General features: G+C 71.8%; 18 protein-coding genes and 1 riboswitch. Of the genes, 13 read left to right on the top strand and 5 right to left on the bottom strand.

The window, feature by feature from the left end; genetic code table 11:
• Window positions 1-1,317 carry a citrate/2-methylcitrate synthase gene (locus OHA19_RS10485; RefSeq protein ID WP_405717007.1) on the bottom strand — a complete coding sequence of 439 codons (1,317 nt, stop codon included), beginning with the start codon at window positions 1,315-1,317 and terminating at the stop codon, window positions 1-3.
• A gap of 108 nt (window positions 1,318-1,425) precedes the next feature.
• Here OHA19_RS10485 and OHA19_RS10480 point away from each other — a divergent pair, with 108 nt between their 5' ends.
• The gene (locus tag OHA19_RS10480) at window positions 1,426-2,586 is read left to right on the top strand and encodes a citrate/2-methylcitrate synthase (protein ID WP_405717008.1); all 1,161 of its coding nucleotides are present in this window, start codon (window positions 1,426-1,428) and stop codon (window positions 2,584-2,586) included.
• 21 nt (window positions 2,587-2,607) lie between these two features.
• Window positions 2,608-3,720, top strand: coding sequence for a CobW family GTP-binding protein (locus OHA19_RS10475; protein WP_405717009.1), 1,113 nt, complete (start codon window positions 2,608-2,610; stop codon window positions 3,718-3,720).
• 27 nt (window positions 3,721-3,747) lie between these two features.
• On the opposite strand, the gene OHA19_RS10470 is transcribed toward OHA19_RS10475, so the two are convergent.
• Window positions 3,748-6,198, bottom strand: coding sequence for a DNA topoisomerase (ATP-hydrolyzing) subunit A (locus OHA19_RS10470; protein WP_405717010.1), 2,451 nt, complete (start codon window positions 6,196-6,198; stop codon window positions 3,748-3,750).
• A gap of 270 nt (window positions 6,199-6,468) precedes the next feature.
• Here OHA19_RS10470 and OHA19_RS10465 point away from each other — a divergent pair, with 270 nt between their 5' ends.
• The 4 genes from OHA19_RS10465 (at window position 6,469) to OHA19_RS10450 (ending at window position 11,444) form a co-directional block, all read left to right on the top strand.
• Window positions 6,469-7,842, top strand: coding sequence for a M16 family metallopeptidase (locus OHA19_RS10465; RefSeq protein ID WP_405749972.1), 1,374 nt, complete (start codon window positions 6,469-6,471; stop codon window positions 7,840-7,842).
• A gap of 26 nt (window positions 7,843-7,868) precedes the next feature.
• Window positions 7,869-9,251 carry a M16 family metallopeptidase gene (locus OHA19_RS10460; RefSeq protein WP_405717012.1) on the top strand — a complete coding sequence of 461 codons (1,383 nt, stop codon included), beginning with the start codon at window positions 7,869-7,871 and terminating at the stop codon, window positions 9,249-9,251.
• Window positions 9,252-9,523: 272 nt separating this feature from the next.
• Window positions 9,524-9,689: riboswitch (cyclic di-AMP (ydaO/yuaA leader) on the top strand.
• A 13-nt stretch (window positions 9,690-9,702) separates the two neighbouring features.
• Window positions 9,703-10,524 carry a M23 family metallopeptidase gene (locus tag OHA19_RS10455; protein ID WP_405749971.1) on the top strand — a complete coding sequence of 274 codons (822 nt, stop codon included), beginning with the start codon at window positions 9,703-9,705 and terminating at the stop codon, window positions 10,522-10,524.
• A gap of 224 nt (window positions 10,525-10,748) precedes the next feature.
• Entirely contained in the window at window positions 10,749-11,444 is a 696-nt protein-coding gene (locus OHA19_RS10450) for a GntR family transcriptional regulator (protein ID WP_405749970.1), read from the top strand.
• A gap of 280 nt (window positions 11,445-11,724) precedes the next feature.
• Here the strand turns inward: OHA19_RS10450 and OHA19_RS10445 are convergent, their stop codons facing one another.
• Complete coding sequence (locus tag OHA19_RS10445) at window positions 11,725-12,006, bottom strand: HPr family phosphocarrier protein (protein WP_405717015.1); 282 nt, start codon at window positions 12,004-12,006, stop codon at window positions 11,725-11,727.
• A gap of 173 nt (window positions 12,007-12,179) precedes the next feature.
• On the opposite strand from OHA19_RS10445, the gene OHA19_RS10440 reads away from it, so the two are divergent.
• From OHA19_RS10440 to OHA19_RS10420, 5 genes are all read left to right on the top strand, one after another.
• The gene (locus tag OHA19_RS10440; protein WP_405717016.1) at window positions 12,180-15,053 is read left to right on the top strand and encodes a GNAT family N-acetyltransferase; all 2,874 of its coding nucleotides are present in this window, start codon (window positions 12,180-12,182) and stop codon (window positions 15,051-15,053) included.
• A 95-nt stretch (window positions 15,054-15,148) separates the two neighbouring features.
• Window positions 15,149-15,745, top strand: a complete 597-nt coding sequence (locus OHA19_RS10435) for a DUF5998 family protein (RefSeq protein ID WP_093539487.1) — start codon at window positions 15,149-15,151, stop codon at window positions 15,743-15,745.
• Window positions 15,745-16,932, top strand: coding sequence for an alkaline phosphatase family protein (locus OHA19_RS10430; protein WP_405749968.1), 1,188 nt, complete (start codon window positions 15,745-15,747; stop codon window positions 16,930-16,932). Before OHA19_RS10435 ends, OHA19_RS10430 begins: the two co-directional genes overlap by 1 nt.
• Window positions 16,933-16,999: 67 nt before the next feature.
• Window positions 17,000-17,650 carry a thymidine kinase gene (locus OHA19_RS10425; protein ID WP_266729269.1) on the top strand — a complete coding sequence of 217 codons (651 nt, stop codon included), beginning with the start codon at window positions 17,000-17,002 and terminating at the stop codon, window positions 17,648-17,650.
• 43 nt (window positions 17,651-17,693) lie between these two features.
• Window positions 17,694-18,566, top strand: coding sequence for a PaaX family transcriptional regulator C-terminal domain-containing protein (locus OHA19_RS10420; protein ID WP_405717018.1), 873 nt, complete (start codon window positions 17,694-17,696; stop codon window positions 18,564-18,566).
• A 19-nt stretch (window positions 18,567-18,585) separates the two neighbouring features.
• Here OHA19_RS10420 and OHA19_RS10415 read toward each other — a convergent pair whose 3' ends face one another.
• Entirely contained in the window at window positions 18,586-19,362 is a 777-nt protein-coding gene (locus OHA19_RS10415; protein ID WP_405717019.1) for a VOC family protein, read from the bottom strand.
• 235 nt (window positions 19,363-19,597) lie between these two features.
• On the opposite strand from OHA19_RS10415, the gene OHA19_RS10410 reads away from it, so the two are divergent.
• The gene (locus OHA19_RS10410; protein ID WP_405749966.1) at window positions 19,598-20,425 is read left to right on the top strand and encodes a sulfurtransferase; all 828 of its coding nucleotides are present in this window, start codon (window positions 19,598-19,600) and stop codon (window positions 20,423-20,425) included.
• A 124-nt stretch (window positions 20,426-20,549) separates the two neighbouring features.
• Here OHA19_RS10410 and sepH read toward each other — a convergent pair whose 3' ends face one another.
• The gene (gene sepH / locus OHA19_RS10405) at window positions 20,550-21,617 is read right to left on the bottom strand and encodes a septation protein SepH (RefSeq protein ID WP_351262554.1); all 1,068 of its coding nucleotides are present in this window, start codon (window positions 21,615-21,617) and stop codon (window positions 20,550-20,552) included.
• A 497-nt stretch (window positions 21,618-22,114) separates the two neighbouring features.
• On the opposite strand from sepH, the gene OHA19_RS10400 reads away from it, so the two are divergent.
• Entirely contained in the window at window positions 22,115-23,137 is a 1,023-nt protein-coding gene (locus OHA19_RS10400) for a hypothetical protein (protein ID WP_405749965.1), read from the top strand.
• The last annotated feature ends 10 nt before the right edge of the window (window positions 23,138-23,147 follow it).

Here is a 23,147-nt window from a genome sequence, read left to right as displayed (position 1 = left end):
CTATCGCGGCGGTACGGGCGTGGCGGCGGGCAACGGCTGAGGCGGCCGGGGACCGCCGTACTGGCCGCTGGGCCGCATCCGCAGGGGCCGCTCGCCGTACTCCTCCAGGGCATGGGCGATCCAGCCGGCCGTGCGGGACACCGCGAACACCGTCTCGCCGGCCTCCGCGGACATGCCGCAGGAGACCGAGAGCACGGCTAGCGCCAGGTCGACATTGGCGTGCAGGGGAGCGTGCCGGGCCGTCGTGGCGACCACGTCACGCGCGGCCGCCAGCGCCGCGGCCGCCTGCGGCACCTCCGAGAGCAGGGCGAACAGTGCTCGCGCCCGCGGGTCCTCGGAGGTGTAGAGCCGGTGGCCGAGTCCGGGCACCCTGCGTCCGGTACGGAGATGGTCCGCGACCACCGGTACGGCGCTGCCCCGCTCCAGGACCTCGGTCAGCATCCGGTGCGCCAGTCCGCTCGCCGCCCCGTGCAACTGGCCCTCCAGGACTCCGAGGCCCGCAGAGACCACCGCGTACGGATGGGCGCGGGCGGACGCGGCGACCCTGGCGGCCAGCGTCGAGGCCGCCAGGTCGTGGTCGATCAGCAGGGCGAGGGCGGTGTCCAGCGCGGCGATTGACGGTTCGTCTGCCGGCCGGGGGGTGAGTTTCGGCCACAGCCGGTGGGCCAGACCGGCGTCGCCCCCCTCCGCCGGATCCTCGGACCCCCCGGCCGCCGACGGCGTGCCGACGGCCGGGGGCAGTGCGCCGACCAGCGTCGGGACGAGGCTCCGCGCGGCGGCGAGGACCGCTTCGTGCGAGAGGTCGAAGCGGAGCGGATCGGCGGTCGACGAGGCGACCACCGCCACCCGCAACCGGTCCGTCGACCCACTGTGCGCGGGCAGCGCGTCGACCGCCCGGCGCGCCGAGGCCAGCGCTTCGACCGGTGCCGTGAAGCGGACGCCGGGCCGCAGTTCGCCGGTCCAGAGCCACTCGGCGACCTCCTCGTAGGCGTACTGCCGGGCCAGCTCGACGGCGTCGACCCCACGGAAGTAGTAGCGGTCGTCCTCGATCAGCGTGATGCCGGTGCGGAAGACCAGGTCGCCGGCGGCGGGGGAGGGGGCCTTGCGGCCCGTGCGGCGGGCCAGCGCATCGACCTCGGCGGCGTCGAACGTGCTGCCGCGTCCGCCCGGAGCGCGCCTGCTGCTCAGCTGGCCCCGGCTGACGTACGCGTACACCGTCTCGGGCTTCACTCCGAGGCGTTCGGCCGTCTCCCGGGTGCTGAGCCGCTGCTGAGCCGTCGCCCCAGGACCGTTGCCGGGCGCTGCTTGATCCGTCATGTCGTAACCGTATCCATATTGATTCAATCAACATTGACAGGATTCCAGTCAAGCATGGAAGGTCTGAATCAATATCAATGAACCGTCGGAACGTCCACGGAGGAAGAGATGCCGACCATGACCAGCGGAACCCCGCTCGACGTACCCCGAGGCCTCGCCGGCGTCGTCGTCACCGACACGGCCCTCGGCGATGTCCGGGGGCGCGAGGGCTTCTACCACTACCGGCAGTACTCGGCGATCGAACTGGCACAGGTCCGCAGCTTCGAGGACGTCTGGTACCTGATGTCCGAGGGCACGCTGCCCGATGCCGACGCCCGTACCGAATTCGCCGCCCGCACTGCCACGCTGCGCCGGCTGCCCGCCGAGGTGCGCGAGGCGCTGCCCGCCATCGCACGCGCCGGTGCCGCCTCGGGGCCTCTGGCCGGTCTGCGCACCGCCCTCTCGCTCCTCGGCGCCGCGGCCGGCTTCCGGCCGGTGTACGACATCGACGCCGACCGGCGCCGCGCCGACGCCCTGGCCGTCTGCGCCGCCGTCCCCACCGTGCTCACCGCCCTGCACCGCCTCGGCCTGGGCCTCGAACCGGTCGAGCCGCGCGACGACCTGCCCCATGCGGCCAACTACCTCTACATGCTCACCGGCTCCGTACCGGACCCCGTGCGCGCCAGGGCCGTGGAGCAGTACCTGATCTCCACCATCGACCACGGCTTCAACGCCTCGACGTTCACCGGCCGAGTCGTCGCCTCCACCGGCGCCGACATGGCGGCCTGCCTGGTCGCGGCCGTCGGCGCGCTCTCCGGACCGCTGCACGGCGGAGCACCCAGCCGGGCGCTCGACACCCTGGACGCCATCGGTACCCCCGACCGCATCGACGGCTGGATCCGTGAACGAGTGCTCGCCGGCGAGCGGATCATGGGCTTCGGACACCCCGTCTACCGCACCGAGGACCCCCGCTCACGGATGCTCCGGGGCATCGCCCAAGGCTTCGGAGGCCCGCTCGTCGACTTCGCCGTCGAGGTCGAGCGCCAGGTCGAGGCGATACTCGCCGAACTCAAGCCGGGCCGGGAGCTGCACACCAACGTGGAGTTCTACGCCGGAGTCGTCATGGAGCTGTGCGGACTGCCGCGCGAGATGTTCACGCCGACGTTCTGCGCGGCGAGGGTGGTCGGCTGGAGCGCCAATATCCTGGAGCAGGCGGAGGACTCGAAGATCATCCGCCCGGCGGCCCGCTACGTCGGTACGCCCCCGCCGCAGCCGGTCCCCATGCCCTGAGGTCCCCGAGAGAGGTCCCCGTTGAACGCGTCGTCCCCGCCCCGCAAGCAGCAGATCCCGGTCGTCGTCCTTGCGGGGTTCCTGGGCTCGGGCAAGACGACGCTGCTCAATCACCTCCTGCGCAACCGCGCCGGAAACCGGATCGGTGTGATCGTCAACGACTTCGGGTCCATCGAGATCGACGCCATGACGGTCTCCGGACAGGTCGGCTCCACGGTCTCGCTGGGAAACGGCTGCCTGTGCTGCGCGGTAGACGCGAGTGAACTCGACACCTTCCTGGAGACACTGACCGGGCCCGCCGCCCGTCTGGACGTGATCGTGATCGAGGCCAGCGGACTGGCCGAACCGCAGGAACTCGTACGCATGATCCTGGCCAGCGAGAATCCGCACATCGTGTACGGGGGACTGGTCGAGGTCGTCGACGCCGCCGAGTTCGACGCCACCCGGGACCGCCATCCGGAGCTCGACCGCCATCTCGCCGTCGCCGACCTAGTCGTGCTGAACAAGACCGACCGGGTCGGGAGCGAGGAACAGGCCCGCATCCAGGACGTCATCGCCGCGGCCGGAGCTCCCGGCGGCGCAGCGGCCGTCATCGGTGCCGCGTACGGACGCATCGACCCGGAACTGCTATTCGACCCGGCACTGCGGCCGGACGGTGAGGAGAGGGTGCGCCAGCTCACCTTCGAGGATCTGCTCCGGGCCGAGCGCGAGAAGGAAGAGGGCGGGGCCGGGCACGCGCAGCACCTGCATGCTGCGTACGACAGCGTGTCCTTCACCGCGGACGTGCCGATGAACCCCCGTCGTCTGATGGAGTTCCTCGACTCTCGGCCGCAGGGCCTCTACCGGATCAAGGGATTCGTCGACTTCGGCGTGGGCGACCGGACCAACAAGTACGTCCTGCACGCGGTCGGCAGGTTCCTGCGGTTCGACCCGCAGCCCTGGAAGCGCGACGAACCGCGCCGGACCCAGCTGGTACTGATCGGCTCGGGCATCGCCCCTCAGGCGCTGCACAAGGAGCTGGCCGACTGCGGCGAAAGTGCCGCACCGGGCCCGGACGCGACGCAGGACGCCGCACATGAGCGAAGCATGTGGGGCGTCCTGCGGTACGTACAACGGCCCGACGACGACGCGTAGCGCTCCGCCACGCGTCGCCCGGCCGGGCTACACCGGTCCGGCGACCACCGCGACCGGCTTGGCCAGCGGCGTCCCCGAACCGTCGCGCCGCGGGTCCGGCTCCGGCAGCTCGCTCGGCGTGCCGTTCTCCTGCGCGGCGCGGGCGGGCGTCGCACCCGCCCAGCCGAACACCAGAACGTCCTCGCCCTTGAGGAACCGCTGGCAGCGCACCCCACCGGTGGCCCGGCCCTTGCGCGGGTACTGGTCGAACGGGGTGAGCTTGCACGTCAGCACCGAGTCGTCCAGCGTGCCGTGCGAGCCCGCGACGGTGAACACCACCGCGTCCGCTGCCGGATCCACCGCGGTGAACGAGATCACCTCCGAGTCCGCAGTGAGCTTGACCCCCGCCATGCCACCGGCGGGACGGCCTTGCGGCCGGACCTGCGACGCCGGGTAGCGCAGCAGCTGCGCGTCGGACGTGATGAAGACCAGATCCTCCTCGCCGGTCCGCAGCTCGGCGGCGCCGACGATTCGGTCGCCCTCCTTGAGGGTGATGACCTCCAGCTCGTCCTTGTTGGCCGGGTAGTCCGGCACCACCCGCTTCACGATGCCCTGGAGGGTGCCGATCGCCAGCCCGGGGGAGGCCTCGTCGAGCGTGGTGAGGCAGACGACGGATTCGTCGCTCTCCAGCGTGAGGAACTCCGCGATCATCGCCCCGCCCGACAGATTGGGCGCCGCGTGGGTGTCCGGCAGCTGGGGCAGATCGATCACCGCGAGCCGCAGCAGCCTCCCCGCCGACGTCACCACGCCCACATCGCCGCGGGCCGTTGCCGGCACAGCCGAAACGATCACATCGTGCTTGGCACGCTTGGCGTCCTCGGCGAACACGATCGGTTCGTCATTGGCCGTACGGGCCAGCAGCCCGGTCGAGGACAGCAGGACCCGGCACGGGTCGTCAGCGACCTCCAGCGGCACCGAGGCGACCTGCGCACCGGCTGACTCCAGCAGCACCGTACGCCGGTCGGTGCCGAACTTCTTGGCGACCGCGGCCAGTTCCGAAGAGACCAGCTTGCGCAGCTCGGTGTCCGATTCGAGGATGGCGGTCAACTCGTCGATCTCGCCGTTGAGCCGGTCCCGCTCGCTCTCCAGCTCGATCCGGTCGAACCGGGTCAGTCGGCGCAGCGGGGTGTCCAGGATGTACTGCGTCTGGATCTCGCTCAGCGAGAAGCGCTCGATGAGCCGTTCTTTTGCCTGCGCCGAATTGTCACTGGACCGGATGATCCGGATGACCTCGTCGATGTCGATCAGCGCGACGAGCAGGCCCTCGACCAGATGCAGCCGGTCGCGGCGCTTGCCCCGGCGGAACTCGCTGCGCCGGCGCACCACGTCGAAGCGGTGGTCGAGATAGACCTCCAGGAGCTCCTTGAGCCCCAGCGTGAGCGGCTGTCCGTCGACCAGCGCCACATTGTTGATGCCGAAGGACTCCTCCATCGGCGTCAGCTTGTAGAGCTGCTCCAGAACGGCCTCCGGCACGAAGCCGTTCTTCACCTCGATGACCAGGCGCAGGCCGTGCTCGCGGTCGGTCAGGTCCTTCACGTCCGCGATGCCCTGGAGCTTCTTGGCCGAGACCAGATCCTTGATCTTGGCGATCACCTTCTCCGGGCCGACGGAGAAGGGAAGTTCGGTGACGACCAGGCCCTTGCGGCGGGCCGTCACGTTCTCCACCGAGACGGTCGCGCGGATCTTGAACGTACCGCGGCCGCGGTAGTACGCGTCCTTGATGCCGCCCAGGCCCACGATCCGGCCCCCGGTGGGCAGATCGGGACCCGGCACGAACCGCATCAGGGTCTCCAGGTCCGCGCCCGGATGCTTGATCAGGTGCCGGGCGGCGGCGATGACCTCGCCCAGGTTGTGCGGCGGCATGTTCGTCGCCATGCCGACCGCGATCCCGGACGACCCGTTGACCAGGAGGTTCGGGTACGCGGCGGGGAGAACGGTCGGCTCCGTCTCCTGGCCGTCGTAATTCGACTGGAATGCGACGGTGTCCTCGTCGATCGACTCCGTCATCAGTGACGTCGCGTCGGCCATCCGGCACTCGGTGTACCGCATGGCGGCCGGCGGGTCGTCGTTTCCGAGCGAGCCGAAGTTGCCGTGGCCGTCGACCAGGGGGAGCCGCATGGAGAACGGCTGCGCCAGACGGACCAGCGCGTCGTAGATCGACGCGTCCCCGTGCGGGTGCAATTTACCCATGACCTCGCCGACCACGCGGGCGCACTTCACGAAGCCGCGATCGGGGCGCAGGCCCATCTCGTTCATCTGGTACACGATGCGGCGGTGCACCGGCTTCATGCCGTCACGGGCATCGGGCAGGGCCCGTGAGTAGATCACCGAGTACGCGTACTCGAGGAAGGAGCCCTGCATTTCGTCGACGACGTCGATGTCGAGGATCTTCTCCTCGAAGTCGTCCGGCGGCGGGGTCTTCGTGCTGCGGCGGGCCATCGCTGCTGCGACTCCTTCACGGATTCTGTTCGGGCAACCTCAGGTTCTGACGCGGACCATTGTGGACCGCCGCACTGACATCGCCGACCTCGACCCGTCCCAAGGGGTGTTCCGGGCCCCGGCCGAGGCGCTTTCGCGCCCCGCCGCGCGGGGGATGCGCCCCCCTTTCACGCGAACTTCCGCGATATGGGAACTTCGCCAGGTGTCCGCGCGCTTGCTTAAGGTGGCAGGTCTCGCAGGAAATCCAGTATCGCGATCGAAGGGACGTACATGCCCATGGGTCACACGGCCACCGCTCAGGCCGGCTCCGGCGGCTTGACAGCGACCGAGCACCGCCTGGCCAACGGCCTGCGCGTGGTGCTCTCCGAGGACCATCTGACCCCGGTCGCCGCGGTCTGCCTCTGGTACGACGTCGGTTCCCGCCACGAGGTCAAGGGGCGTACCGGTCTGGCTCACCTCTTCGAGCACCTGATGTTCCAGGGCTCCGGCCAGGTCAAGGGGAACGGCCACTTCGAGCTGGTGCAGGGGGCAGGCGGCTCGCTCAACGGGACCACCAGCTTCGAGCGCACCAACTACTTCGAGACCATGCCCACGCACCAGCTGGAGCTGGCCCTGTGGCTGGAAGCCGACCGCATGGGCTCGCTGCTCGCCGCACTCGACGAAGAGTCGATGGAGAACCAGCGCGACGTCGTCAAGAACGAGCGCCGCCAGCGTTACGACAACGTCCCCTACGGCACGGCGTTCGAGAAGCTGACGGCACTGGCCTACCCCGAGGGCCACCCGTACCACCACACCCCGATCGGCTCGATGGCCGACCTGGACGCCGCGACCCTGGAGGACGCGCGCACCTTCTTCCGTACGTACTACGCGCCCAACAACGCGGTGCTCTCGGTCGTCGGCGACATCGACCCCGAGCAGACCCTCGCCTGGATCGAGAAGTACTTCGGCTCCATCCCGTCCCACGACGGCAAGCAGCCGCCGCGCGACGGCACGCTCCCCGAGATCATCGGCGAGCAGCTGCGCGAGGAGGTGCGCGAGGAGGTCCCGGCACGCGCGCTGATGGCCGCCTACCGGCTGCCGCACGACGGCACCCGCGAGTGCGACGCGGCGGACCTCGCGCTGACCGTGCTCGGCGGCGGGGAGTCGTCGCGGCTGCACAATCGCCTGGTGCGCCGTGACCGTACGGCCGTGGCGGCCGGGTTCGGGCTGTTGCGGCTGGCCGGTGCGCCCTCGCTGGGCTGGCTGGACGTCAAGATGTCCGGCGGCGTCGAGGTGCCGCAGGTCGAGGCCGCGGTCGACGAGGAGCTCGCCCGGTTCGCCGCCGAGGGCCCCACGCCCGAGGAAATGGAGCGCGCGCAGGCCCAGTTGGAGCGCGAGTGGCTGGACCGCCTCGGTACGGTCGCCGGCCGCGCCGACGAACTGTGCCGGTTCGCCGTGCTGTTCGGCGACCCGCAGCTCGCCCTGACCGCTGTTCAGCGGGTGCTCGATGTCTCCGCGGAGGAGGTCCAGGCGGCCGCCAAGGCCCAGCTGCGCCCCGACAACCGTGCGGTGCTGGTCTACGAGCCGGTCGAACCGGCAGAGTCAGCTGACGCAGCGGACACCGACGAGACCGACACCGACGCGCACGAGGGGGCGGACCAGTGACCGACGCTGCCGCGACTGGAGTTTCGATGCAGTACCACCCACAGCCGGTCCCCGGCGTCGCCCGCCCCTGGGCCTTCCCCGCGCCCGAGCGCGGCGCCCTGCCCAATGGCCTCACGGTGCTGCGCTGCCACCGCCCCGGTCAGCAGGTCGTGGCCGTCGAGATCTTCCTCGACGCCCCGCTGGACGCCGAGCCCCAGGGCCTCGACGGCGTGGCCACGATCATGTCGCGGGCGCTGAACGAGGGCACCGACAAGCACACCGCGGAGGAGTTCGCCGCCGAGCTGGAGCGCTGCGGCGCCACTCTCGACGCGCACGCCGACCACCCCGGCGTCAGGGTCTCCCTGGAGGTCCCGGCCTCCCGGCTGGCCAAGGCCCTCGCGCTGGTCGCCGAGGCGCTGCGGGCGCCCGCCTTCGCCGAGAGCGAGATCGAGCGGCTGGTGCGCAACCGGCTCGACGAGATCCCGCACGAGCAGGCCAACCCGGCCCGGCGCGCCGCCAAGCAGCTCTCCAAGGAGCTCTTCCCGGCCACGGCGCGGATGTCGCGCCCGCGCCAGGGCACCGAGGAGACGGTGGAGCGGATCGACTCGGCCGCCGTGCGCGCCTTCTTCGACGCCCACGTCCGGCCGTCCACGGCGACCGCCGTGGTTGTCGGGGACCTCACCGGCATCGACCTGGACGCCCTGCTCGCCGACACCCTCGGTGACTGGTCGGGGGACACCGCCGCGCCCCGCCCCGCCCCGCCGATCACCGCAGACGACACCGGGCGGGTGGTGATCGTCGACCGTCCGGGCGCGGTGCAGACGCAGCTGCTGATCGGCCGGATCGGCGCCGACCGGCACGACAGCGTGTGGCCGGCCCAGGTGCTCGGCACGTACTGCCTGGGCGGCACCCTCACCTCCCGTCTCGACCGGGTGCTGCGCGAGGAGAAGGGCTACACGTACGGCGTACGGGCCTTCGGCCAGGTGCTGCGGTCGTCGGCCCCGGACTCCGCCTCGGGGGCGACCGGCGCCGCGATGCTCGCCATCAGCGGGTCGGTGGACACGGAGTCCACCGAGCCGGCGCTCAAGGACCTGTGGACCGTCCTGCGGACCCTGGCGGCCGAGGGCCTGACCGACGCGGAGCGCGAGACGGCCGTGCAGAACCTCGTGGGTGTGGCGCCCCTGAAGTTCGAGACGGCGGCCTCCGTCGCGGGCACCCTCGCCGACCAGGTCGAGCAGCACCTCCCCGACGACTACCAGGCGCAGCTGTACGCCCGGCTCGCGGAGACCGGCACGGTCGAGGCGACCGCGGCGGTAGTCAACGCCTTCCCGGGTGACCGGCTGGTCACGATCCTCGTCGGCGACGCGGCACGGATCGAGGAGCCCGTCCGGGCGCTGGGCATCGGCGAGGTATCGGTGGTCACCGGCTGACGACCGGCCCGGCGGGCGTCAGGACGGGGCCGGTCGACGGCCCCGCCCCGGCCGCTTCCCCTCGCCTTATCGCAAGATATCGGGACAAAAGGGAAGGTCCTTGCGAGTGCGATCTCGCCAGGGCCTTCCCTTTTGTCCGTTCTGGGTGGGAGGTTGCCTGTCTGCCCTGTGGGATGCGCTACAAAGCGGCCCGTCCGTTTGGTGAATGAAAGTAACCCCGCTTAGCGTCGGTTCGACTGCCCGTCACTCGTATGCCGCATCCGCGACGTACCGGACAGTCATCGCCGAGTCCCCGTCAGGCGCGAGCCTGGGGAGCCGGGGACCCACGCAGTCCCTGGGGTGAATCGGATGCCTGAGCCCGGACGGGCCGGGGTGTCCGTAGGAGACCTTCCTGCTCCGAACCCGTCAGCTAACCCGGTAGGCGAGAAGGAAGGAAAGGATCAGCCACTCCATGGCGTTCACCCGTGCCACCGGGAAGCACCGTGCCCCGAGCCGACTGACGCGCGGCAGCGCGAAGGTTGTCGGCGTCGCGGCTCTGGCCACCACCGGCGTCATCGGCGGCCTGGCCGCTCCCGCCTTCGCTGCGGACTCCGACGCCCCCTCCGCGAGCGAGACCGGCCTCAACCAGGTCATCGCCATCGACAAGACCCTTGCCGACCGGATCGACGCCCAGGCCGACGCCCAGCAGCATCAGGCCGACGCCGCGGCGAAGGCGAAGGCCGAGGCCCACCGGAAGGCCGAGGCCAAGAAGAAGGCCGAGGCGAAGGCCAAGGCAGCGGCGAAGGCCAGGGCCGAAGCGAAGCGCGCCGCCGAGGCCCGCGCCGAGAAGGCCCGCGCCGCCCGGTCCGCCGAGCGCACCCGACTGGGCGCCTTCCAGCTCCCGGTCGCCGGTTCGTACGTCTCCACCGGCTACAAGTCCAGCGGCTCGCTCTGGTCCTCCGGCAGCCACTCGGGCATCGACTTCCACGCCGCGTCCGGCAGCTCCGTCGTCGCCGTCGGCGCTGGCACGGTCGTCGAGGCGGGCTGGGGCGGCGCGTACGGCAACAACATCGTGCTTCGGATGACGGACGGCACGTACACGCAGTACGGCCACCTCTCCTCGATCGGGGTCTCCGTAGGCCAGAGCGTCGGCGCGGGCCAGCAGATCGGCCTCTCCGGCTCCACCGGCAACTCCACCGGACCGCACCTCCACTTCGAGGCCCGGACGACGCCGTCGTACGGCTCCGACATGGACCCGGTCGTGTACCTGCGCGCCCACGGCGTCAACGTCTGACCGACGCTCCACCGCACCACCTCGTCGAAGGCCCCGGCAGCGCGCCGGGGCCTTCGGTATTCCCGCCGCCTGCCCGCGGGGTACGACTGCCCGCCGACCGCCCCGTGGCCAAAAGATATTCATTGATTTCCGCCCGGCATCGGAAATGCAGCCGCATTGCAATAGGGTCGCGTAACCGGCGTCGGCCGGCCGCGTTTCGCGGGGATTGAGGCGGAGGTTCGGACATGCGCATTCCGGCGCATTCGGTATGCACGGCGATCCGTGACGACATCGTCTCCGGTGTCTTCGAACGCGGCAGTCGTCTCACGGAGGAGTTGCTGGCCCGCCGTTACGGGGTCTCCCGCGTCCCGGTGCGGGAGGCGCTGCGCACCCTGGAGTCCGAGGGCTTCGTGGTCACCCGCCGGCATGCGGGCGCCTGTGTCGCCGAGCCCACCGAGCTGGAGGCGGCCGACCTCCTGGAGGTCCGCACACTGCTGGAGCCGCTGGGTGCCGCCCGTGCCGCGCAGCGCCGCACCGAGGCTCACCTCAAGGTGCTCCGCGGGCTCGTGCGGCTCGGCCAGGACCGGGCCCGGTGCGGTGAGGGCGAGGACCTGCGCGCACTGGGCGGCTGGTTCCACGAGACACTGGCGCAGGCCTCCGGCAGTCCCGGCCTGATCGCGCTGCTCACCCAGCTGCGACACAAGATCGCCTGGATGTACGCGGTCGAGCAGCCCGCCCGCCCGGTGGACTCCTGGGCCGAGCACGGGGCCATCGTGGACGCGGTGGCGCGCGGCGACGCGGAACGTGCCAGGGCGCTGGCAGCGCACCACGCGGAACGGGCAGCGGCCGCGCACCGGTTGCGACGGTGGCCCGCCGCTCCCCGCGCCGGCCGGGTGAGGACCTCGCAACATTCCGTAAACACGGCGGGCGCCCGGCATTAACAATTGCGCCGTATACAAGAGAAGTAATTGCTCGGGATTTTCCCGGTCAGGTAGTTGCTCGGGATGTTCCCCGGCCGGTCGTCCCGCATTTCGCCCCGACCGAATTTCGCGCGCTGGGATCCCGGGTGGCCGAGGTCTGCTGCTCGAATTCCGACTCCCCGCATCTCGGTCATCCGGATTTCCGCCGGGCGGCCCGTTCCGGAAACAAAGCGGCCCGTTCCGGAAACAAAAGAGCCGTGGCCCCGTTCCAGGGTGCCACGGCTCTCTCTCGGAGCATGGTTCAGACGGTCTCCGGGAGCTCCTCGAGCCCCTCGGTGACGAGCTTCGCCAGGCGGTCCAGGGCGGCTTCGGAGTTGTCGGCCTCGGATGCGAGCACGATCTCCTCGCCACCCTGCGCGCCGAGACCGAGGACCGCGAGCATGGAGGCTGCGTTCACCGGGTTGCCGTCGGCCTTGGCGATCGTCATGGGGACGCCGGAAGCCGTGGCGGCACGGACGAAGATGGAAGCGGGGCGGGCGTGCAGGCCCTCGGCCCAACCGACGTTGACGCGGCGCTCAGCCATGGTTCTGCCCTTCACGAATCAACAGTTGTCTAGACCAGTCTCTCACGCGGTGCGCAGTGCTCCGGCCGACCCCGGGAGCAGCCCGCGATGCCTGCGGCCCCGCCGATCGGCCCTCTCAGACTGCCCCGGCCCCGGGACCTACGCGACCGCTGACGGAGCCGTACTCTTTGCCCATGCAGCCCGCGCCGGAGCAGAGTCCGCATCACGCTTATCCCGACCACTGGGAAGCGGACGTGGTGCTCCGCGACGGAGGCACCGCGCGCATCAGGCCCATCACCACGGACGACGCCGAACTGCTGGTCAGTTTCTACGAGCAGGTCTCCGACGAGTCGAAGTACTACCGGTTCTTCGCGCCGCACCCACGGCTGTCCGACCGGGACGTGCACCGCTTCACCCATCACGACTACGTCGACCGGGTGGGGCTCGCCGTCACGGTCGGCGGCGAGTTCATCGCGACCGTCCGCTACGACCGGATCGACGAGCGCGGCAGGCCCGCCTCCGCCCCCGCCGACGAGGCCGAGGTCGCCTTCCTCGTCCAGGACGCGCACCAGGGACGCGGCGTGGCCTCGGCGCTCCTCGAACACATCGCCGCCGTCGCCCGCGAGCGCGGCATCCGCCGCTTCGCCGCCGAGGTGCTGCCCGCCAACACCAAGATGATCAAGGTGTTCCGGGACGCCGGCTACACCCAGCAGCGCAGCTTCGAGGACGGCTCCGTCCACCTCACCCTTGACCTCGAACCGACAGCGGAGTCCCTCGCCGTCCAGCGCGGCCGTGAGCAGCGGGCGGAGGCGCGGTCCGTGCAGCGCCTGCTGGCCCCCGGATCCGTCGCGGTCATCGGCGTCGGCCGGACCCCCGGCGGCGTCGGCCGCACGGTCCTGCGCAACCTCCTCGGGGCCGGCTTCACCGGCCGCACGTACGCCGTGAACCGCGCCCTCGCCGCCGGCCAGGTGACCATCGACGGCGTCCCCGCCCACCGCTCGATCGGCGACATCGACGAGCAGGTCGACCTCGCGGTCGTCGCCGTCCCGGCCGACCGGGTCCCGGAAGCCGTCGCGGACTGCGGCGAGCACGGCGTCCAGGGTTTGGTCGTCCTCTCCGCCGGATACGCCGAATGGGGCGCCGAGGGCCGGGAACGGCAGCGCGAACTGGTCCGGCAGGCCCGCTCGTACGGAATGCGGATCATCGGGCCGAACGCCTTCGGTCTGATCAACAACGCCGAAACGGTTCGGCTGAACGCCTCGCTCGCCCCCGAGCCGCCCGCCCCCGGGCGCATCGGCCTCTTCACCCAGTCCGGCGCGATCGGCATCGCGCTGCTCTCCGGGCTCTACCGGCGCGGCGCGGGCCTGTCCACCTTCATCTCCGCGGGCAACCGCGCCGACATCTCCGGCAACGACTTCCTCCAGTACTGGTACGAGGACCCCGACACCGACGTCGCCCTGCTGTACCTCGAATCGCTCGGCAACCCCCGCAAGTTCACCCGCCTCGCGCGGCGCACCGCGGCGGTCAAGCCGGTGGTCGTGGTGAAGGGCGCCAGGCACAGCGGCTCCACCCCGCCCGGCCACGCGGTACCGATCAGCCGGATCCCGGACGCGACGGTCTCGGCGCTGATGCGGCAGGCGGGCGTGATCCGGGTCGACACGGTGACGGAGATGGTCGACGCGGGCCTCCTCCTCGCCGACCAGCCGCTCCCGGCCGGCCCCCGGGTCGCGATCCTCGGCAATTCCGAATCGCTCGGTCTCCTCACGTACGACGCCTGCCTCGCCGAGGGGCTGCGCCCGCGCCCGCCCCTCGACCTCACCACCGCCGCCACCCCTCAGGACTTCAGGAACGCCCTGGCCGAAGCCCTCGCCGACGACGGCTGCGACTCGGTGGTGGTGACGGCGATCCCGTGGGTCGGCGAGGACGGCGAGGCGGAGTCGGGCGACGGAGAGGTGCTCGCGGCCGCCCTGCACACGGCCGCCGCCGCAGGCCCGGCCAAGCCGGTGGCCGTCGTGCACGTCGAGATCGGCGGGCTGGCCGAGGCCCTCGCCGCGGCCACAAGCACGGTCGCCCAGCCCCGCCCGACCCCGGCCCCGACCTCGACCCCGGACCCGCCTTCGGTCCGGACCGCCCCGCCCGAGCCCGGCCCGGCATCCGCAGCCCCACTCACCAGCGCCCCCGGCACCCGGAACGGCCGGATCCCCGCCTACCCCGCCGCCGAACGGGCGGTGCGCGCACTGGCCGAAGCGGTGCGGTACGCGCAGTGGCGACGGCAGGCCGCCGTGCCCGGCAAGGTGCCCGAGTTCCTCGACGACACCATCGACGAGCCCGGCACCGCCGCCCTCATCGACACCCTCCTCGGCCCCGACCCCGACCCGAGGGGCCTCCAGCTGGTGCCCGACCAGGCCCGCGAACTCCTGGGCCACTACGGCATCACCGTACGGCCGACGCTCCCGGCATCCGACCCGGACGCCGCGGTCGCGGCGGCGGCCCGGCTCGGTTATCCCGTGGCGCTCAAGACCACCGCGCCGCACCTGCGTCACCGGGCCGATCTCGGCGGCGTCCGGCTCGACCTCGCCAACGAGACCGCGCTGCGCCGGGCGTACGGCGAACTGACCGACCTGCTCGGCAAGCCCGCCGAACTCCAGCCCGTGGTCCAGTCCATGGCGCCGCGCGGCGTCGACACCGTCGTACGGGCCACGATCGACCCCGCGGCCGGCGCCGTCCTCTCCTTCGGGCTCGCGGGCGCGCCCTCCGAACTCCTCGGCGACACCGCCCACCGCCTCGTCCCAGCCACCGACCGCGACGCCGCCGAGCTGATCCGGTCCATCCGGGCGGCCCCGGTGCTGTTCGGCTGGCGCGGCGCGGCACCGGTGGACACCGCCTCGCTCGAAGAGCTGCTGCTGCGGGTCTCCCGGCTGGTCGACGACCATCCCGAGGTGGTCTCCATCGCCCTGGAACCGGTCGTGGTCGCCACCCAGGGGCTGACCGTCCTCGGTGCGAGCGTCCGCCTCTCACCGCCTCCGGCCCGCACCGATCTCGGCCCCCGCCGCCTCCCCAACTACTGACGCCGACGGGGGCGGGCGCCGTCCTGCCCGGGGCTCCGGTCCGCCGTGGCGCACAACGTCCCCGGCAGTCATCCGCCCCCCGTAGGATGGTCCTCATGGCAAAGACCGGTACGACGACCCAGGGGCTGCGCGCGGCGATCGAGCGCAGTGGCTACTACCCGGCCCTCGTGGCCGAGGCGGTGGAGGCCGCCGTGGGCGGTGAGCCGGTCGCTTCGTACCTGGTGCACCAGGAGACCACCTTCGACTCCAACGAGGTGCGCCGCCACGTCACGGTCCTGGTCCTGACGGACAACCGCTTCATCGTCAGCCACACCGACGAGCAGAACGCCGACACCAGCTCCCCGACCCCGTACGCCACCACCTCCACGGAGTCGGTCAAGCTCGACCGGATCTCGTCGGTCGTGGTCAGCCGCGTCGTGGCCAACCCCGAGAAGTACGTACCGGGCACGCTGCCCCGCGAGGTCGTCCTCACCATCGGCTGGGGCGCCGTCTCCCGGATCGACCTGGAACCGGCCGCCTGCGGCGACCCCAACTGCGAGGCCGACCACGGCTACACCGGCAACTCCACCGCCGACGACCTGAGCCTGCGGGTCAGCGAGGCCGGTGACGGCCCGGACACCGTGCGCCAGACCCTCGCCTTCGCCCAGTCGCTCTCCGAGGCCACGGCCGCGACTGCGGCGACCGGCCGCTGATGGCGCAGCCGGCCTGGCAGGACCCCGTTCCGCTCTCCGTCGACAGCGCCCCGGTGCCGGAGTACGGCCGCGGATCGCTCGCCGATCTGCTGCCCACGCTCGCCGCCGGACAGGGCGTCGCCGGCTTCACCGCGGCGATCCCCGAACTCACCCCCGCCGACCGGAACTGCGTGTTCCTGATCGACGGCCTCGGCTGGGAACAGATCAGGGCCCACCCCGACGAGGCCCCGTTTCTGCACTCCCTGCTCCCCACCTCGCGCGGCGGCACGGGCCGTCCGATCACGGCGGGCTTCCCGGCCACCACGGCGACCTCGCTGGCCTCGGTGGGCACCGGCCTTCCGCCCGGGGAACACGGCCTGCCCGGCTACAGCGCACGCAATCCGGAGACCGGCGAGCTGATGAACCAGCTCCGCTGGAAGCCCTGGACCTCCCCGAAGGCATGGCAGCCCTACCCCACCGTCTTCCAGCTCGCCGACGCCGCGGGTGTGCGCACTGCCCAGGTCTCCGCCCCCGCCTTCGAGCAGACCCCGCTCACCAAGGTCGCGCTCAGCGGCGGCTCGTTCCTGGGACGGCTCTCCGGCGAGGAGCGGATGGACACCGCCGCCGAACGGCTCGCCGCGGGTGACCGGTCGCTCGTCTACACGTACTACAGCGAGGTCGACGGCAAGGGTCACCGCTTCGGTGTCGACTCCGACGCCTGGCGCGGACAGCTGATGTACGTGGACGGCCTGGCGCGGCGCCTGGCCGAACAGCTCCCGCCCCGCTCGGCGCTCTACATCACCGCCGACCACGGAATGATCGACATCCCGTTCGACGAGCAGTCCCGGATCGACTTCGACGAGGACTGGGAGCTGCGCGCGGGCGTCGCCCTGCTCGGCGGCGAGGGCCGGTGCCGGCATGTGTACGCCGTCCCGGGGGCCGAGGCGGACGTGCTGACCGTCTGGCAGGAAGTGCTCGGCGAGCAGTTCTGGGTGGCGAGCCGGGACGAGGCGATCGCGGCCGGCTGGTTCGGCCCGAAGATCGACGAACGGGTCCACGGCAGGATAGGCGACGTCGTCGCGGCGGCCCACGACGACGTGGTGATCACCGCCTCCGTCAACGAACCGAACGAGTCCGCGATGGTCGGCATGCACGGCTCGATGACCCCCGTCGAGCAGCTCGTCCCGCTCCTCGAAGTACGCTCGTAACCGCGTTTTTCCCTCCGCTGCCGTCCCCGCCCCCGATCAGCCCCGCCCGAAAGGTGCTCAACCCCTCATGCCCGAGCTTGTGTTCTTCTCCGGAACGATGGACTGCGGAAAGAGCACGCTGGCGCTCCAGATCGGCCACAACCGTTCGGCCCGCGGCCTGCAGGGCGTGATCTTCACCCGCGACGACCGGGCGGGGGAGGGCAAGCTCTCCTCACGCCTGGGGCTGGTCACCGAGGCCGTCGAGGCCGACGAGGGCATGGACCTGTACGCCCATCTCGTCGACCGGATAAGCCGGGGCGGCCGGGCGGACTACGTGATCGTCGACGAGGCGCAGTTCCTGGCTCCCGTCCAGATCGACCAGCTCGCACGCATCGTCGACGACCTCGACCTGGACGTCTTCGCGTTCGGCATCACCACCGACTTCCGGACCAAGCTGTTCCCCGGCTCCCAGCGGCTGATCGAACTGGCCGACCGGGTGGAGACGCTCCAGGTCGAAGCGCTCTGCTGGTGCGGCGCACGGGCCACCCACAACGCCCGGACGGTCGGCGGCGAGATGGTCGTCGAAGGCGCCCAGGTGGTCGTGGGAGACGTCAACCAGCAGGCGGGCGAGGTCGGTTACGAGGTGTTGTGCCGGCGCCACCACCAGCGCAGGACCACCAGCGCCACCGCTCGTGCGGGCGTGCTGTCGCCCGACGTGCTGCCCGTCACCTCCGCCTGAACCACCCGTCGGCCGCCCGCCCGGGGCTGCTTAGGATGAGGCCGTGAACACGGTGAGCGCGGAAGAGGACGACTCCGGACCGGGCCCGCTGGGCAAGGTGCAGCCCAGGCAGCTGATCGTGACCGTCTACGGGCTGTACGCGCGCGACACCGACGGCTGGATGTCGGTGGCCTCGCTGATCCAGCTGCTCGCCGACCTCGGCGTCGAGGCACCGACCGTACGCTCCTGTGTCTCCCGGCTGAAGCGGGCCGGACTGCTCGAAGCCCGGTCGGTCTCCGGAGCGGCCGGCTACCGGATCTCGCCCGAGACCGAGCGGATGCTGCGCGACGGCGATCCGCGCATCTTCGCGGCCCGGCGGGCCACCGTGTCCGAGGGCTGGGTGCTGGTCGTCTTCTCGGTGCCCGAGTCGGAACGCGCCAGGCGGCACACCCTGCGTACTCAGCTCACCCGGCTCGGCTTCGGTTCCGTTTCCGCCGGGGTGTGGATCGCACCGGGACACGTGCACGACGAGGCGGAGTCCATGCTGGCCAGGCACGGCCTGCGCTCGTACGCCGACCTCTTCCGGGCCGACTACCTGTCGGCCGGCGGGGGAGACGGCGAGGAACTCGCCGCGAAGGTCCGTTCCTGGTGGGACACCGCCCGGCTGCAGCGGCTGTACGTCGAATTCCTCGCCGCGCACCGCCCGGTGGCCGAGCGGATCGCGAACGGCACCGCGGTGACGGACCGGGAAGCCTTCACGACGTACATCAGGGTGCTCACCGACTGGCGCCGGCTCGTCTACCTCGATCCCGGTGTCGCGCGTGAGCTGCTGCCCGCCGAATGGAGCGGAACCCACGCGTCCGAGATCTTCGACGAGATGCACGCCCGGCTGGCCGGCCCCGCCCGTCGGCACGTCGAACGGGTCCGGGCCGGCTGAGACCTCCGCAGCCGGGCGGTCAGCGGGGGGTCGACCGGACGATCGTGAACGCCGCGCCCTCCGGATCCGCCACGGTCGCCACCCGGCCGCTCGACCCCTCCCTGGGCGGCTGGAGGATGTACCCGCCGAGCTCCACCACCCGCCGGGCGGCCTCGTCGGTGTCGGAGACCTCGAAGTACGTCATCCAGTGCGGGCCCCGGTCGCGCGGCAGGGCGTGGCCGACACCGTGTAGCGAGGCCACCGGGCGGCCCGCCAGATGCAGGGTCTGGTAGTCGAAGTCGGCAGAGACGACTGCCTCCGCCTCGTAGCCGAAGACCGTCTGGTAGAACTTGCAGACCGTCGCGGTCTCGCGGGTCACCAGCTCGTTCCAGACCGGCGTGCCGGGAGCACCGGCGAGCGCGGTACCGACGTGCGCGGCGGCCTGCCAGATGCCGAAGACCGCACCTCCGGGGTCGGAGGCGATGGCGAGCCGGCCCGCCTCACCCGCGTCGAGCGGCCCCACGGCGACTGTGCCGCCGCAGGACCGGATGGTCTCCGCCGTGAGATCCGCGTCGTCGGTGGCCAGGTAGGTCGTCCAGGCCACCGGCAGATGGCGGTCGGGCGGCAGCTGTCCGAGGCCCGCCACCACCTTTCCGTCGAGCAGCGCCCGGACGTACGGACCCAGCTGGTCCGGACCCGGCACGAATTCCCAGCCGAACAGATCGGCGTAGAAGTCCTGGGTCGTGCTCAGGCCGTGCACGATCAGACTCACCCAGCAGGGTGTTCCGGGCGTACGCGGGGCGGCAGCCTCGGTCATCGTCACTCTCTCCTCGGACCAGCGGGGTGGTGGCCGTACGGGGGGAACGGGGCCGGTGCGCTCTCGTGCGGTACGGGTTGTGTACGCCCCGTGCAGATGTTGGCACCACCCGGCGCACGATGCGCTCCGGCCGCGCCGCACTTTCCGGATCTCGACGCAGGGAGACTGATTTGCTGCGGTGCGCCCGTTTCGAGGGTGTTCCGGGTGGGGTGCCTCCTGCGCGAGGATGGCACCCATGAAGCCCATCATCACCGCATCGGAATACGCGAGCGAGTCGGCGGGGCCACGTCCGCCGGTGCTCCTGGACGTACGTTGGCGGCTCGGCGGCCCGAACGGGCGGCCCGACTACGAGGCCGGGCACATTCCCGGTGCGGTCTTCGTCGACCTGGACGCGGAACTCGCCGGACCCGCGGGCAGCGGCGGCCGCCATCCACTGCCCGATCCGGACGAATTCGGGGCGGTGATGCGCCGGGCCGGTGTCTCCCGGGACACCCCGGTGGTCGTGTACGACGGCGGCCAGGGCTGGGCGGCGGCCCGAGCCTGGTGGCTGCTGCGCTGGACGGGCCACCCGGACGTCAGGGTCCTGGACGGCGGTCTCGCCGCCTGGACGGGTGACCTCCAGACCGGGATCCCGGCCCCGGCCGAGGGCGACTTCCGGCCCGCTCCCGGTGCGCTGCCGCTGCTCGACGCGGACGGGGCGGCGGCGCTGGCCCGCTCGGGGCTGCTGCTCGACGCACGGGCCGCCGAGCGTTACCGGGGAGATGTGGAGCCGATCGACCGGGTGGGGGGCCACATCCCGGGCGCCGTCTCGGCCCCGACCTCCGAGAACACGGGGGAGGACGGCCGGTTCCTGGCCCCGGAGGCGCTGACGGTCCGCTTCAAGGAGCTCGGTGCCGACCAGGCGGCGGAGATCGGCGTCTACTGCGGCTCCGGGGTCTCCGGCGCCCACGAAGTCCTGGCCCTGGCCGTCGCCGGTATTCCCGCGGCGCTGTACGCGGGCTCCTGGTCCGAGTGGTCCGGCGACGAGTCCCGCCCGGTCGCCACGGGGCCCGAGCCCCAGTAACGGCGGGCGCGCCGAACGGGACCGCCGCACCCGGCCCCGTGAGTGAGGGGCACGGCCGGCGCGAACGGCGCGAGGGCCCGTACGCAGTGGCGTACGGGCCCTCGTCATGTCGCGGCTTCCCCGCTCAGTCCTGCTTCTTGCGCCGGGTACCGAAGACGATCTCGTCCCAGGTCGGTACGGCGGCCCGGCGGCCCGGCCGGACGCCGTCCGCCTCGGCCTGGCGGTCCGTCGTACCGGTCAGCCGGTCGCGGTGGCCGGCCACCGCTCGCGGCATCAGCACGTCCGCGTAGGCGGAACCGGCGCCCGCGGAGGCTGCCGCGGCCGGCGGCTCGTCGGCCTCCGGTTCCTGTGCGGCGGGCTCGATGGCGGGCGGCTCGGGCTGCGTCGGCCGTTCCGGCACCACCATGTCGCCGCGGAAGCTCGGCACCGCCTCCAGCAGGCTGGTCAGCGAATCGCGCTCACCGGCCGAGACGGACGCGATGTGCTCCTCGGGCTCGGGCGGGGGCGGCGGGGCCGTCGGCCGCTCCATCTGACGGTCCAGGGCTCGGTCCAGCGGCCGGTCCCGGGGCAGCCGGGCGATCCGGGGCACGAACGGGAAGCTCGGCTCGGGCGCGGCGACATCGTCGGTCTCGCCGATCAGCGAACGCGCCTCGTCGTCAACGGCCTGGACCAGGCGGCGCGGCGGGTCGTACGTCCAGCTGGCCGAGTGCGGCTCGCCCGCGACCCGGTAGACCAGCAGGACCTCCCAGGTGCCGTCGTCGCGGCGCCAGGAGTCCCACTGGACGGTCTCCTTGTCGGCGCCGCGCAGCAGCAGCCGCTCCTGCACCGCCTCGCCGAGCTGGGGGCCGGTGTTCTCGCCGGGACGGCGCACGGGAGTCTTCCGGGCCCGCTCGGCCATGAAGGCGCGCTCCGCGAGCACGGGGCCCTCGAAGCGTCGGACACGGTCGACGGGGATCCCGGCGAACTGGGCGACCTCCTCCGCGGAGGCACCGGCTCGTATCCGCGCCTGGATGTCGCGGGGGCGGAGGTGGCTCTCCACCTCGATCTCGATCTGGCCGAGTCGCGCGCGGTCGTTGCGCACGGCGGCGCGCAGCCGCTCGTCGATGGGAAGCGTGTACTCCGTGCTGTCCGCAGCCTTGAGCACCAGTCGTGTGCCGTCGTTGGAGACGGCCACGACACGCAGTTCGGGCATGGGGACCTCCCGGGTGGTGCCTGCCGACGTCACGTGCGTCGCTGCTTCCGCTAGTCGAGTGTGGCCTGCCCGGGTGCAGCCTGCCACAACATTGCCGTGTTGCCCGGCGTGTCGGGCGTGAGCCCTTGATCGCCGGTATGACACGGTGACCTATTCTGCAACAGAAAGTGACCGCTGGTCACCTCTTGTAGCCAGTCCCCGTGCGATGCCGTGGCGCCGCCGGATCGAGTGCCTCCTTCGGCCCCCTCCCGAAGATCCCGGACACCCGCTCGGGAGTCCGGCCCCAGGGCTCGCCACAGTACTCCATTCGGGCCACCAGAGTGGACCGCCGCGCCGTCGAAGTTCTCGTGAGGTGCGGGAGTTGGGTCATCGGGCCCGGGGTGGTGCGCCCCGCGCGCGTGTCCTGCTTCACAGAATCTCCGGAAGCGGAACTATTCACTTCGCTCAAGTGTCCCTTTCTGTTGCATGGTGGGAGAGATGTCAATCAAGGGCTGGAAATGGTGCAGAAGCCGGAAAGTGACATAGAACCCAAAGAAAGGCGTATCGATCTGAGCCTGCCGCAGGTGGCGGGCAGTGCCGTGGCAGCGGTCGCGGCAGCGGTGGCCGCCTCCCAGCTGGGTGTGTACGGAACGATCCTCGGCGCCGGAGTGATGAGCGTCGTCGCCACCTGCGGCGGTTCGGTCTTCCAGCACTTCTTCCGTCGCACGGGGGAGCAGATCCGCGAGGTCACGGTCCAGGTGAAGCACCCGGACCGCGAGGTGACGGTGCATACGCGAGAGACGAGCGGTGCGCGTGCGACGAAGGGGACACGACGTTCACCGGCCGGAACCGCGGGCGCCGCGGACGCCACCACCGTGCTGCCCGCCATGGACGCCACGACCGTGCTCCGCAGGGCGGACGCCACGGTCCCGCCGCCTGCCCCGGGCGAGGATCCGGACCGCACGCGCGTGCTGCGGCCCCTCGACGCCACCCAACTGCTCACCACGGCGCATCCGGAGCCGGACGAGGAGTTCTCCGAAGCCAGTACGCACGGCACCCGGATCCGGGGCTGGAAGCGGTCGGCGCTCGGCGCGGCGGTGGTCTTCGTCCTCACGATGGCCGGAATCACCACGTACGAGCTGGTCTCCGGCAACGACCTGAGTGGCGGTCAGGGCACGACCGTCGGTTCCGTGGTGCGCGGCGGGGAGCGGAATTCCGGGTCGGACGATCCGGCGCCGTCGACGAACACCGGACCCGGCCAGGAGCGGACGCCGGGCCGGGAGAGCAGTGCGACGCCCGGTACGGACCCGCAGGGCGGCGCGAGCCGGAGTCCGGACCCGGGACAGGGCGGCCGCTCCTCGGCCGATCCGACGCCCGGCCCCACGCAGTCCGGCAGCACCGGTGACCGTACGAGCCCGTCCCCGGCGGCCACGCCCTCCCCGTCGGCCCCCGCCGACGGCGCCACCGCCGGCACGGATCCCGCGGGCGAGGCCCCGGCGCAGGGCAACGCCGCCACCGCGGGCGCGGACACCGGGCAGTGAGGAACGGCCC

Origin of the sequence: Streptomyces sp. NBC_00012 (assembly GCF_045040875.1) — a bacterium.
Classification (GTDB): Bacteria; Actinomycetota; Actinomycetes; order Streptomycetales; family Streptomycetaceae; genus Streptomyces.
Note: the sequence above shows the minus strand (reverse complement) of the source record. Positions and strands in the feature narration are given on the sequence as shown.